8 protein-coding genes and 1 pseudogene are annotated in these 12,802 nt (G+C 62.7%); 5 read left to right on the top strand and 4 right to left on the bottom strand.

Annotated features, from left to right (window positions below; genetic code table 11):
• Positions 1 to 147: 147 nt before the first annotated feature.
• From H7995_RS14340 to H7995_RS14330, 3 genes are all read left to right on the top strand, one after another.
• Positions 148 to 1,596 carry a YfcC family protein gene (locus H7995_RS14340; protein ID WP_178117388.1) on the top strand — a complete coding sequence of 483 codons (1,449 nt, stop codon included), beginning with the start codon at positions 148 to 150 and terminating at the stop codon, positions 1,594 to 1,596.
• 78 nt (positions 1,597 to 1,674) lie between these two features.
• Complete coding sequence (locus H7995_RS14335) at positions 1,675 to 3,540, top strand: CocE/NonD family hydrolase (RefSeq protein ID WP_182344662.1); 1,866 nt, start codon at positions 1,675 to 1,677, stop codon at positions 3,538 to 3,540.
• 258 nt (positions 3,541 to 3,798) lie between these two features.
• Complete coding sequence (locus tag H7995_RS14330) at positions 3,799 to 4,182, top strand: hypothetical protein (RefSeq protein ID WP_166590370.1); 384 nt, start codon at positions 3,799 to 3,801, stop codon at positions 4,180 to 4,182.
• A gap of 98 nt (positions 4,183 to 4,280) precedes the next feature.
• On the opposite strand, the gene H7995_RS14325 is transcribed toward H7995_RS14330, so the two are convergent.
• Positions 4,281 to 5,114 carry a phosphatase PAP2 family protein gene (locus tag H7995_RS14325; protein ID WP_185818519.1) on the bottom strand — a complete coding sequence of 278 codons (834 nt, stop codon included), beginning with the start codon at positions 5,112 to 5,114 and terminating at the stop codon, positions 4,281 to 4,283.
• Positions 5,115 to 5,336: 222 nt separating this feature from the next.
• On the opposite strand from H7995_RS14325, the pseudogene H7995_RS28850 reads away from it, so the two are divergent.
• Together H7995_RS28850 and H7995_RS28845 are read left to right on the top strand one after the other, a co-directional pair.
• Positions 5,337 to 6,389: pseudogene (locus H7995_RS28850) on the top strand (methyl-accepting chemotaxis protein); the annotation flags it as partial.
• Positions 6,390 to 6,431: 42 nt separating this feature from the next.
• Entirely contained in the window at positions 6,432 to 7,295 is an 864-nt protein-coding gene (locus H7995_RS28845) for a methyl-accepting chemotaxis protein (RefSeq protein WP_371927841.1), read from the top strand.
• 316 nt (positions 7,296 to 7,611) lie between these two features.
• Here H7995_RS28845 and H7995_RS14315 read toward each other — a convergent pair whose 3' ends face one another.
• From H7995_RS14315 to H7995_RS14305, 3 genes are all read right to left on the bottom strand, one after another.
• On the bottom strand, positions 7,612 to 8,985 hold the full coding sequence (locus H7995_RS14315) for a DUF1329 domain-containing protein (RefSeq protein ID WP_166590367.1): 1,374 nt from the start codon (positions 8,983 to 8,985) through the stop codon (positions 7,612 to 7,614).
• 85 nt (positions 8,986 to 9,070) lie between these two features.
• A complete protein-coding gene (locus H7995_RS14310) occupies positions 9,071 to 11,026 on the bottom strand; it encodes a DUF1302 domain-containing protein (protein WP_166590366.1) in 1,956 nt (651 codons plus the stop codon).
• Positions 11,027 to 11,076: 50 nt separating this feature from the next.
• Positions 11,077 to 12,393, bottom strand: coding sequence for a phospholipase C/P1 nuclease family protein (locus tag H7995_RS14305; protein WP_166590365.1), 1,317 nt, complete (start codon positions 12,391 to 12,393; stop codon positions 11,077 to 11,079).
• Positions 12,394 to 12,802 lie beyond the last annotated feature (409 nt).

Genomic DNA, 12,802 nt, shown 5'->3' with positions numbered 1-12,802 from the left:
CATCGCCCGAACCAGCGGTAATTGGGTACAAAACGCATAGCCCAACCCGCCCCACGCATAACGTTGTCGCCCTCAAAGGTTTGCCCTAGTGTCTGCCCCGTCCACGCGCCGACACCCACAACAATAACTTCCCGAGGGCACGCCTCAATGCAACCACCACCGATTACCCTCTCCCCGCCGGGCGCCGATTCAGCGCCCACGCAGCCGGCGCAAGTGCGCCAGCGCAAGCAGATCAACCCGGCGATTATCCTGCTCAGCATCGTGTTGCTCGCCGTCGCGTTCACCTATGCGGTCAACTCCGGCAAGTTCCAGCGTGCCAACGGCCTGGTCGTACCCGGCTCGTACCAGGTCCTGGAAAAAGATCACTCGTTGAGCCAGTTGTTCAACGCCGAACCGCGCACCGCCAAAGACCCGATCGCCCGCCCGGTGTCACTGATCGAAGGCTTCATGGCCATCCCCCAGGGCATCGAAAAACGCGCCGCGCTGATTTTCATGGTGCTGTTCATCGGCGGCATGTTCGGCGTACTGAACAAGGCCGGGGTGATCGACGCCGGCCTGGAGCGCTTGCTCGGCATGACCCGCGGCAACATCTACGTGCTGGTGCCGATGTTGATGCTGGTGTTCTCCGCCGGCAGTACCTTCATGGGCCTGGCCAAGGAGTTCATCCTGATCGTGCCCTTGATGGTCGCCATGGCCAACCGCCTGGGGCTGTCGAACCTGATTGGCCTGGCCATCGTCTGCATCTCGGTGAAGATCGGCTACCTGGCGTCCATCACCAACCCGGTGGCGCTGTCCGTGGCGCAACCGATGGTCGGCCTGCCAATCTTCAGCGGCATGAGCATGCGCATTGCCGCCTACGCGCTGTTCCTGGCGGTAGGCATCGCGTTTGTGCTCTGGAGCATCCGTAGGCACGGCTACGACGCGAGCGTCAAAATCACCTTCGAACACAAGCCGCTGCCGTTGCGCCACTTGCTCAACCTGCTGGTGCTGGGGTTGGGTGTCGGTTTCATGGTGTATGCCTCCAACCGCTTTGGCTGGAAGTACCACGAACTGTCGGCGTTCTACCTGCTGCTCAGCGTGGCCTTCGCCGTCATCGCCGGCCTGGGCGCCAGCGTCGCCGCCAGTGCGTTCGTCGATGGCATGAAAAAAGTGCTGATCGCCGGGGTGTTGATCGGCCTGGCCACGGCCGTGGAAATCATCCTCAGTACCGGCCAGGTGCTCGACACCATCGTCAATGGCCTGGCCAGCGTGGTCAGCGATCACGGCCCGGTCGTCTCGGCCTATGCCATGTTCTTCTCGCAGTTGGGCCTGGATGTGCTGATTCCCTCCACCTCGGGACAAGCGGCGGTGACCATGCCGATCTTCGGCCCGCTCGGCCAGCTCTCGGGCGTCAGCCCGCAGACCACGGTCTATGCATTCCTGCTGGGTAACGGCTTGACCAACATGATCACGCCGACCTCCAGCGGCCTGCTGGTATTGCTGGCCACCGCGCAGGTCGGCTGGGGCCAATGGGCGCGCTACATCTTGCCGCTGTTCCTGATCTACACCGTGCTGGCGATGGTCTTGCTGGCGATTGCGGTGTCCACCGGCTACTGAGTTCCGCGGCGCCCACGCCCCTTGGGGTGGGCGCCGATTAGCACAAGGTTTTTTATGACGATCGCTTCCCTACCCGCCATGCAGATACTGCGCAACCAAATGATCCCGATGCGCGACGGCGTGCGCCTGGCCACCGACATCTATCTGCCGGCTGACCTGCCAGGGCCGTTTGCAGTGGTCATCGAACGCACGCCCTACGACAAGAGCAAACCCTCGCGTTCGGAGAAACAGCTCGACGGCCAACACATCAGCCGCGAGCAAATGGCCGAGCGGTTTACCGCCAAAGGCTTCGTCGCGATCTTCCAGGACTGCCGTGGGCGCTACGCCTCCGAAGGGCTGTTCACCAAGTACACCGCCGAGGGCGAGGACGGTTTCGACACCCTGGCCTGGATCGTCCAGCAGCCCTGGTGCAACGGCCGGATCGGCAGCATGGGCCTGTCCTATGCCGCCCATACCCAACTGGCAATGGCCTGCCTGCACCCACCGGGGCTGGTCAGCATGGCGCTGGACTCCGGCGGTTTCGCCAACGCCTTCCAGTGCGGTATTCGCCAGGGCGGCGCGTTCGAACTCAAGCAGGCGACCTGGGCGTTTCGCCAGGCCAAGGAAAGCCCCGCCGCGTTGGCCGACCCGCTGATCCGCGAGGCGCTGGAACAGGAAGACATCCACCAATGGTTCGCCCGCATGCCGTGGCAACCGGGGCAATCGCCGATTCGCCATGTCCCCGAATACGAAGCCTATCTGCTGGAGCAATGGGCCCAGGGCAGCTTCGGCCCGTACTGGCAAAAGCCCGGGATCTACGCCGAAGGTCACTACGAGGCGTTACCGGACATTCCGGTGTTGTTCATGTCCAGTTGGTACGACGCCTATGTCAGCTCGACGCTGGCCAACTACACCGCGTTCAAGCGCCACAACCGCGCGCCGCAGCATTTGATCATGGGCCCCTGGCTGCACGGCGATCGCAACATCACCCACAGCGGCGATGTCGAGTTCGGTCCGCAGGCCGCCTTTGATGGGCACGTGGCCGAGAACTGGCTGGCGTGCCGGCTGGACTGGTTCGAGCGCTCGCTCAACGATTCGCCAGCAGCGCCCCCGGACAATGCCTCGGTGCGCGTGTTCCTGATGGGCGGCGGCGCCGGCACCCCGGACGCCCACGGACGCCTGCAACACGGCGGTCGCTGGCTTGAAAGCACGCAATGGCCCCTGCCGGGCAGCCAGACGCTGAACCTGTACCTGGATCACCACCAGCGCCTGAGCCCGCACGCGCCCACCGCGTCCGACGCCAGCCTGAGCTATCGCGCCGATCCCGATCACCCGGTCCCGACCCTCGGCGGCGCCCTCACGTCCGGGGCACCGGTGTTTGTCGGTGGCGCCTTCGATCAGCGTGAGCGCCCGGACTTCTTCGGCACCCACGGCAACCATCAGCCGCTGACCGAGCGTGCGGATGTGTTGAGCTTCGAGACCGAGCCATTGGCCGAGGACTTGATCGTCGCAGGCCCCCTGCAGATTGAGTTGTGGATCGACAGCGACGCCCCGGACACCGACTTCACCGCCAAGCTGGTGGATGTCTACCCGCCGAGTGCCGACTACCCCGAAGGCTACGCCATGAACCTCACCGACGGCATTCGCCGCTGCCGCTACCGTGACTCGTGGGAACACCCGACGCTGCTCACGCCGGGGCAACGGGTCAAGGTGGTGATCGAGCCGTTTGCCACCTGCAACCTGTTCAAGCGCGGCCATCGCTTGCGCCTGGACATCGCCAGCAGCAACTTCCCGCGCTTCGACGTCAACCCCAACAGCGGCGAACCCGAGGGCCAGGCCCGGCACAAACGCATCGCGAACAACACCGTGCACCTAAGCCCAGGCTTTGCCTCGCGCCTGATACTCACCACGCTGGCGGCAGAGACTCTGGATAACCTGGCGTCAGCATCAACACCCGACGCCTAGATCAGCCCCCACGGTGCCTGGTCGCCAGCGATCAGGCACCGTGGACCTTTCGGCATTTGCGCCAAAGGCAGCGTTTTTGAAAGACGGCCGATCACTTAGAGAAAGAACCTACAACAACCAAAGAAACGCCCGATTTATCTTCCTTTGCCCCGCTATCTAGCGTGCGTCCTTTCGAGCCAACAAGGACGCATGTCGCATGAAGCGCTATCACATCACTGTCGGGGCCAAGACCACCGCCGACGGCGGCTATGAAGTCGAATGAGCAAAGCCGAATTTGCCCTGGGTTCTCTCGGCGGAGCCGTTCTCATACTGATATTCATCTGGATCGCCGTCGCGCTCTACCTGGCCTACACCAAGATGGATGTGATGCTGGAGCACCTGAAGAACAGTTCAGCGGTCAAGGCGCTGGCGTTCTATCGACAACTGGGAGTCTGGGGACACTTGAAGTTGATCGGGGAAATTGCTGCGCTCGTCACCTCCCCTGGCAAGAGCATTAAAAGCGGCCGCCTCAGCGCGCAAGATATCGATAACTTCCCCCCGTCACTGAAAAACAAGCTGGTGCTTCTGCGCAGGAGCGTATTCGTGCTTGTGAGCCTGCTTTTTCTAGTGGGTGGCATCGGCAAAATAGCTGGCTGGATGTAGTCACTATCGGCGTACTCATTTACCAGCGAAGTCGATCTCACGGTCGCTTTCGCTGGCAATCGCCTTTGTAGATCGGGATGTTCTCTGGCGAGCTGGTCTCAACCTGCTGCCTGGATCGGCGTCGTGGAGCCCAGCGCGTTGACCTTCTGCAGCACGGGCACATCCAGCCGTGCCCGTCCGTAGAACGCCAGCGCCGTCAGCAAGCAGGCCAGCCAGACGAAGATTCCCGCCCAGAAGGTGTGGGACATGTAGTGCCAGCCTTGCAGGACCCGTGTGGTGCCATAGATGAAGCCCAGCCACAACGAGCCCCACAGGATGGCCTTGGCGAAGCGCCACTGATGGCGCCGGGCGACGAAGTACAGGGCCAGCATGGTGAAGCCGCCGGAGGCATGGCCGCCCGGCCAGCAGCGGCCGTCGCCCGCTTCCTTGAACAGTTGAAAGTTGCTGTACCACTCGATATGCGCCAGCTTGCCGCCATAGAGGGTGGTTTCGATCGGGCAGTACACGCTGGTGTGTGCCTTGAGGAAGTGGATCACCCCGGTGCAGATGGCAAAGGCAAACACCACGAACCAGAAGTCCCGGCGGTGTTCGGTGGTAAAGCGCAGCACGGGCGCCACCTTGGTTCGCTCGAGAAAGCCACCCAGGCCCGGGTACTTCTGGCTATTGATCCGTGGCCAGAGCAACGACAACAACCCGCCAATCAGGGCGATTTCCGCCGTCCAGTTCGGCACGATCCGCGCCCATTTGTGGGTGATCTGCTCGAACAGGCGAACGTGATCAAGCGGGAAGGCCTGGCTGATCGGGTCGAACAACAGGTTGCTGAAGGCTATGTCGACCTGGGTCATGTCGAACAACAGGAACACCAGCGCCGCACAGAGCAGCGGGATCCCCAGGTTCATCCAATAGAATCGCTGGCGCGCGAACAGTTGCATCGTGGATCCCCACTCGGTATCGATCGCCGGACAGTAAAGACCGGCAGGTGGGTGGTTGGTGAAATGAATGTGAAAAAAACCTGATCTCAGGCAAGTCCTCCGACAACGCGCTGAATACCGGTGATCCGCTTGTGACAAAAATCGGTTCAGCTATCGCGACCGCGGCCGATACAGGCCACTACACCCCTTGCTGGCTCCCAACAAAAACAATCTTCCAGCCCAATGACGATAAGTAGTGCAACGTTCCTGGAGGAATTGTTTATGAATAGCTGGTTCGCCGACATCAGCGTCAACCTCAAGCTGGGCCTGGGTTTCGGCCTGGTGCTGGCCCTTACCTGCGTGCTCGCCCTGACGGGCTGGACCAGCCTGGGCGGGCTGATTGACCGCAGCAACTGGATGAGTGACATCACCCGCCTCAACGCGGGCCTGACCAAGCTGCGCATCACCCGCCTGCAATACATGCTGGCCAACGGTGACGAGGGCGTGGCGCAGACCGTGCAAAGCTCCCTCGATGACTTCAAGGCCCAGCAACAGGCCCTGCTGGCGCAGTTCAAGAGCCCGGATAACCTCAAGCTGCTCAGGGAACAAGGCGCGGTCATCGACGCCTACCAGCAGTCGCTGAACAAAATGCGCAGTGCCTACCTGGCTGCCAACAGCGCGCGCCAGACCATGGGCGACAACGCCGAAATCGCCAACAACCTGATCAACGACATCAACAGCCGTGTGCGCCAGATGCCCCTCAGCGATCAGCGTTTCGAGCAGTTCCAGGCCATCACCGAGGCCAAGGAGCAGTTCCTGCTGGCCCGTTACGAAGTGCGCGGCTACACCGCCGACAGCAACCCGGGCACTGAGCAGAAGGCCGCCGTGCAACTGGACGCCGCGATTGCCAGCCTGAAAACCCTCAACAGTCACTTTGCCGACACCCAGGGCGACGCCCTGCGCCAGCTGGAACGGGCGCTGAGCAGCTACCGCAGTGCCTTGCAGACTTACAAGGCCGCCAATAGCCAAGCCATCGCCGCACGCCAGGAAATGACGGTCCAGGGCAGCGATATCGTGACCCGCAGCGACGCGCTGTATCAGATCCAGCTCGATCGTCGCGACATCGAAAGCGCCCAGGCCCGCACCCTGCAACTGATCAGCACCTTGCTGGCCTTGCTGGTCGGCGTGCTTGCCGCAGTGCTCATCACCCGCCAGATCACCCGCCCGCTGCGCGAAACCCTGGCCGTGGTCGAGCGCATCGCCGGTGGCGACCTGACCCAGGACATCCGCGTCACCCGTCGCGACGAACTCGGCGTATTGCAGCAAGGCATCGCCCGCATGGGTGTGACCCTGCGCGACCTGATCAGCGGCATTCGCGATGGCGTGACTCAGATCGCCAGCGCCGCCGAGGAGCTTTCGGCAGTGACCGAAGAAACCAGCGCCGGGGTCAACAGCCAGAAGGTCGAGACCGATCAGGTCGCCACCGCCATGCACGAGATGACGGCCACCGTGCAGGAAGTCGCGCGTAACGCCGAACAAGCCTCGCAAGCCGCCGCGGCCGCCGATGGCGAAGCCCGTGAAGGCGATCGGGTGGTCAACGAAGCGATCACCCAGATCGAGCGCCTGGCCAGCGAGGTGGTGCGTTCCACCGAGGCCATGAGCGTGCTGCAGAAGGAAAGCGACAAGATCGGCAGCGTCATGGACGTGATCAAGGCCGTGGCCGAGCAGACCAACCTGCTGGCGCTCAACGCCGCCATTGAAGCGGCACGGGCCGGTGAAGCCGGACGTGGGTTCGCCGTGGTCGCCGACGAAGTGCGCGGCCTGGCGCAACGCACGCAAAAATCCACCGAGGAGATCGAAGGCCTGGTGGCTGCATTGCAGAACGGCACCCAGCAGGTCGCCACGGTGATGAGCAACAGCCGCAGCCTGACCGACAGCAGTGTCGAGTTGACCCGCAAGGCCGGGCTGTCGCTGGAAAACATCACCCGCACGGTGTCGAACATCCAGTCGATGAACCAGCAGATCGCCGCAGCCGCCGAGCAGCAAAGCGCGGTCGCCGAGGAAATCAGCCGCAGCATCGTCAACGTGCGCGACGTCTCGGAACAGACCGCCGCCGCCAGCGACGAAACCGCCGCCTCGAGCATTGAACTGGCACGCCTGGGCAACCAGTTGCAGATGATGGTCAGCCACTTCCGGGTGTAGGCCTGCGCGTCATCGTTGACGCGCATCGCGAGCAGGCTCGCACAGTGTTTTTGGCTGTCTGCAAATCTCGCAGACACCCAGCACATGTGTGGGAGCGAGCTTGCTCGCGATGGCGGTGGGTCAGGCACCATTGATGTTGAATGAGCCGGCCCCATCGCTAGCAGGCTAGCTCCCACAGGGGAAATTCATTCATCAGGAAAAAAGCAGGCCGGCCGGTAGGCCGCCTCGCCCGCCCTTACAGGCCCAGAGCGAATGGGTGCTGGAGAGCTTCTCCCACAGTGGCGCAAATCTCTGCAGGAGCGAGCTCGGCTTTGCCTTACCGCGTACCGCGCTGGCGCAACGCCGACGGCATGAAGTAAGCGTCTTCTGGCACCGGTTGGGAAAAGTCCACGGTCTCCGACTCTTCGTTATCCAGGTTCTGCACGTAGTAACGGCGCGCCTGCAAGTCGTGGAACACGTCCAGCGCACTCCAGGTGGTGGGCAGGTCGTAGAAGTTCTTCAGGTAGCCCATCGACACCCGCCACAACTCCCCTCGCCCGTCGTACTGGTCCACCACGGCCGCGCCCCAGCTGTCCTCGTCGAGAAACAGCACGCGCTTGGAGTAGATGTGCCGCGAGCCCGGCTTCAGCGTGCCTTCCACCACCCACACCCGGTGCAGCTCATAGCGGGTGAATTTCGGGTTCAGGTGCCCTGGCGTGAGCAGGTCGGCGTACTTCACTTCAGGGCTGGTGACCTTGTAGTTGTTGTAAGGGATGTAGACCTCTTTCTTGCCCACCAGCTTCCAGTCGTAGCGGTCTGGCGAGCCGTTGAACAGGTCGGTGTCGTCCGCCGTGCGCAAGCCGTCGGAAGAGGCGATCGGGGTGTCGTACGCCAGGTTCGGTGCCCGCCGCACGCGGCGTTGCCCGGCGTCGTAGACCCAGGCCTGGCGCGGGTCCTTGATCTGGTCCAGGGTCTCGTGCACCAGCGCCGCGCCACCGGCCAGGCGCGCCGGGCTCTTCACGAAGGCCAGGTAGTAGAACAGGATGTTTTTCAGGTCGGTGAACTGCCCACCCGGACGGTAGTAGGTGAACAGCCCTTCCTGTTGCGAGGTCACCAGGGCGAAGCTGCCGTTGCGCTGCACCGGTGCTTCGGAAGCGCGCCGCACCACATAGATTCCGCGATAGCGGGTGATGTGGTTCCACAGCGCCTCGACGCCGTCCTTGGGCACGGGGAACGGGACGCCGCCATAGGCATCGCTGAAGCCGTTACCACCGTCCAGCAGCTTGGCCGAGGTGGCGTTCTTGAGGGTGTTGTCGTACAGCCACTGCGGCGCCGAGCCGGAGCGACGGCTGGGGTAGATCGGCATCTGGAAGGTATCGGGGTAGCTGTTGAACAGCGCAATCTGACCCGCCGTCAACTGCCCCTTGTACTGCTCCAGGTTGGCCTTGGTAATGGTGTACAACGGCTTGTCGCCGGGGAATGGGTCCAGGTGATGCTTGCCCGGCACATACCCCTTGGGCGCCTGGGTGATACCACCATCCCAGGCCGGAATGGTGCCGGTGGCGTTGCCGGCCCGCTCGGCGCCCAGAGGCGTAAGGGTGGTCTTGAGCTGCTGGGCCTGTTCGGCCGAGATGGCCGCCAGCGCACTGCCGGCTGCCAGGCTCAGGACCAGTGCCAGCGAGGTCTTGAAGAGTCGCGGTGTATCAAGCATGGATGTTCTCCGAAATAAAGGTACACCCCGGTGGGTGCGAGCCTGCTCGCTCCCACCGGGGGGCGCACTCAACTGACTCTGGCACTCACAAGAAGTACTTGAGGTTGAAGCCAACGTTGTCGCGGTCACGAATGCTGTTGTTCTGGCCACCGCCGTAGAACTCGGTGTATTGCAGCTCCGCTTCCAACTTGTTCTGGTAGTTGGCCTTGATCCCGAGGGTGTAGGCCTTGCGACCTTCGATGGTGTTGCCCGCCTGGTAGCTGTTGCCCTTGAAGTCGTCTTTGTAGACCGCGTACGGCGAAACGTTGACCCCGGCGTACACGTCGTTCCAGGTGCCGTTGACCATCAGGGTGTAGCTGTAGGAGTCGCGATTGATCTGATCGTCTCGATCACCGCCCGAGACATAGGAGGTGTTGCCGGTACCGGCGTAGTAGCGGTTGCTGCCGTCGAAGGCGGTGTACTGCAGGCTGCTGCCGCGCAAGTGCTCGGAGGCCAGCTCGAATACCCCAAACATCGAATCGAACGACAGGGTCGGACCGAAGTTGTAGATGCTGCCCAGCGAGGTGTTGAACGCTTCCACGCGCTCGGCGTTGTTGATCTGGCTGTCGAGGGTGACCATCTGCCCGCCGACGTTGATCGACTGGCCGGTGACCGCAGCGGCTGCGCCGTTGGCCAGGTCGCCGATCAGGTCGTTGGTCGCCGCGATGCCAATCGGCAGGTTCGGCCGGTAGGCCAACTCACCGAAGACCGACGCCTGACCCAAGGTGGTGTTGAAGCTGAAGCCATACATGCGGATGTCTTCGGCGTAGCGACGATTGGCCTGGATGTTGCCCATCACGTCGGCGGTGGCCAGGCCATTGGCCAATGCACCGGCCTGGCTACCGGCCAGGCCGCTCAACAGGTTGGTCAGGGCGTCCATGTCGATGCCCTTGTAGCCACCCAGATTGGCGGCGATGGTCGGCTCCTTGGCGTGGTAGTTGACCATGTACAGGCCGAACTCGGTGCTGTTGAGCTCTTCGGCGATGTAGCGGAAGGCGAAGCCGAACTGGCCGTCGTTACGCGCGTTGATGTCCTTGCCGATGGACGCCACCTTGAGGGTGTTGCCGTAGGCCGGGGTCACGCCATTGGCGTACAGGCCTGTGCTGCCCAGGATCTGGTTGAGCGCCGGGTTGTTGCCCAGTGCTTCGTACAGGCCGATCACGTTGCCAAAGCCCGGCACCGGAGTGTCGAGGGCGGTGCCCGTGAAGTTGTTGTAGCCGGTGTTGCCGCCGTCGGCGAACAGGTCGCCCTGGGAGTAGAAGGTGCCGACCGGATCAATGCGGGTTTCTTTCCAGTTGGTCTGGTAGAAGCTTTCCATGGTCAGGTTGTCGCTCAGGCCGATGTTGAAGCTGACCGCTTCCACCGGCATCAGCACTTCCTTGACCTCGGCACCCGGCAGGCGGTACTTGGCCGCGTCCACCGGGTTGGTGGTGTTGATCCCGCCGCGATAGAAAATGCCTTCGCCCCAGTTGAATACCTGGCGGCCCAGGCGTGCGGTCACCGGCATCTGCGCCACGTCCCAGTTGCCGTAGACGTAGGCGTCGAGCATCTCGATCCGGCTGCCGGCGATGTCGCGGGTCTGGTCGGTGAAATGGTCGTCGTTGGGGTAACTCTGGCTCGGTTGCGAGGGGCTGTTGTTGTGGTAGTAATCGTTGCGCTTGTCCATCAACTGAGTGTCGTAGAACGCGGTGCCGCGCATGAACACCCCGTAGTTCTGGTAGTTGGCTTCCAGCTCCGAGGTGATTTTGTAGACCTCGGAAACCAACCCGGTGTCGAAGTTGCGATTGCCATCGTTGGTGTTGACGTCATCGTTGGTCTTGTCACGCCCCTGGACCCGCCACAAACGACCGTAGGACAAGGTGCTGTCGAACGAGCCCGTGACCTGGTTGTCCAGCACCTTGAACTCGGCGGCCCACACACCCTCGACCGCGCACAGTTGCAGCAGCCCTGCCAGGCCTACTCCGGATATCGCCGCGCCCGAATGGCGTAATCGAATCCTCATGCGGTGTTCCTCCCTTCCCTGATCTTGTTGTTTTTGTGTCCGGGCAGCGGTTAACGCGCTGCGTTGCCTGTAACCGCTGGCGCGAGTCCGGCACCGACGTAAATCCGGCTGTGCGCACCGAAATGCCCCAGCAACTGGAACAGCTGCTGGTTGAGTAATGGGTGGTCGTAGTCTTCGCGCTGCAGCTGATTGCCGGCACTGAAACTGCTGGTGGCCGGTGCCGTCGCCAGCCACTGGCCGATAGCCTCGTCAAACTGGGCGCCGGCCTCCGCGGACTGGGCGCTGACCACGTCGCGCAGGTAGTCCACCGAATACGGCGGGTAGCTGGTGTCTTGCGTGGTATCGGCGTAGGCCTGGAGCATCGGATGCACGGGCTGCCCGCTGTGCAACAGGCTGTAGAGCCAGGCGGCCTGATACTTCTCCACTTCCATGTGGCGACTGGCGACCCGCTCGATGGCCGCGTGTTTGTCACCGTCGTAACCGGCCAGGGCCTTGCCTTCCATCAGCAGCATGCTCGCCAGCTCGACGCCCGGCAGTGGCTTGGCGTGATAGGGCTGGGTCAGGTCCTGAATGTGGTGCAAGCCCCAGCCCAGAAAACGGTAGCCCCAGTAGGAGTGGCCCGTGGCGAACGCCAGCCGCGCCAGACCCAGGTACTGATAGGCGCGCCAATCCGGCCAACTGCGCTGCAGGAAACCGGCGGCGGCATAGACCACTGGGCTTTCGTGGAAGAAGCCCATGTGGAACGGCGCCTGGGAGCTGTACTGGAATCGATCATCGCCGAACGGCTGCGGGCCGAAACCGTAAACCGCAGCCACCTCGCCCGGGTTGTCGCTGAACAGGTTGATGTCGTGCCCGTAGTCCGGCTCGTCGGCGGCGCTGGCCAGCACCGCCAGGGGCGCGACGTGTTCGCCGTCCGCGAGCAGGATGAAGCGCTGGCGATGCCACGGTGACAGGGTCTGCTCGACCATCACCTGCTCGGCCTTGAGGTGCGCGCGCTGGGGCTGGTCCTGCCCGGGCATCGGCTGGATCACCATGGCCAGGTGGATCTGCGGATTGACCCGCAGGGCGTTGAGGAACGCCTGGCGCACATTGTCCCCCGGCGTAGCGGGCAACTGCAGGCTGTCGGGACGTGGTGGGTACTGGGCAAAGTGCTGACGGGCGAATAGCTCCTGCTGCTCCAGCAACTCGGCGATGGCGCCATATTGCTCAGTGAGGAACTGCTCCAGCGGTTCGACCCTGACCTGGGGCGCCTCGCGCAGGGCCGGCAACGCCTGCAACGCCAGGTAGCTGCCCACCGTATGGTTGGACCAACCCCACGCCGCCGGAGCCGTGCCGCAGAGCAGCAGCAGGAGAATTGTCAGCTTCATTGCTTTTGATTCTTATTGGCTGAATTCGAGGACTGAGCCTAACAACCGACCCCGGCCCTGACACTGTCCAATCTGGCCAAAAAAACTCTCCGATAGCGCCATTGCGAGCAGGTTGGGTGGCGGTATGCGCAATCTGCGAGCAGCCAAAAACCATTGCGGGAGCGAGCCTGTGGGACCGGGTTTACCCGGGATGGCGATGTGTCAGGTCGATAAATGTTGGCGGTGCTGGCCCCATCGCGGCATAGGTATCTACACGACTGTGGTGCGACGTAGCACCTCTGGGCCTCTGGGGTGTTGGATTAGGCGGAGTACATATCCATTCTTGCGGTAATGGCCACCTATGGTTCCGCTCTTACAGCGGCTCACTTTTGAGAGCCGGAATGCCGGCCCAGCCAAAAGTAAGCAAAAG

This window comes from Pseudomonas kielensis, from assembly GCF_014236655.1.
GTDB classification, from domain to species: domain Bacteria; phylum Pseudomonadota; class Gammaproteobacteria; order Pseudomonadales; family Pseudomonadaceae; genus Aquipseudomonas; species Aquipseudomonas kielensis.
This window is presented reverse-complemented; position numbering and strand designations above follow the sequence as displayed.

Excerpts from the sequence above, each read along its gene's own strand:
- H7995_RS14305 (WP_166590365.1), bottom strand. The coding sequence starts at position 12,393 with ATGAAGCTGACAATTCTCCTGCTGCTGCTCTGCGGCACGGCTCCGGCG.
- H7995_RS14325 (WP_185818519.1), bottom strand. The coding sequence starts at position 5,114 with ATGCAACTGTTCGCGCGCCAGCGATTCTATTGGATGAACCTGGGGATC.
- H7995_RS14335 (WP_182344662.1), top strand. The coding sequence starts at position 1,675 with ATGCAGATACTGCGCAACCAAATGATCCCGATGCGCGACGGCGTGCGC.
- H7995_RS14310 (WP_166590366.1), bottom strand. The coding sequence starts at position 11,026 with ATGAGGATTCGATTACGCCATTCGGGCGCGGCGATATCCGGAGTAGGC.
- H7995_RS14315 (WP_166590367.1), bottom strand. The coding sequence starts at position 8,985 with ATGCTTGATACACCGCGACTCTTCAAGACCTCGCTGGCACTGGTCCTG.
- H7995_RS14330 (WP_166590370.1), top strand. The coding sequence starts at position 3,799 with ATGAGCAAAGCCGAATTTGCCCTGGGTTCTCTCGGCGGAGCCGTTCTC.
- H7995_RS14340 (WP_178117388.1), top strand. The coding sequence starts at position 148 with ATGCAACCACCACCGATTACCCTCTCCCCGCCGGGCGCCGATTCAGCG.
- H7995_RS28845 (WP_371927841.1), top strand. The coding sequence starts at position 6,432 with ATGGGTGTGACCCTGCGCGACCTGATCAGCGGCATTCGCGATGGCGTG.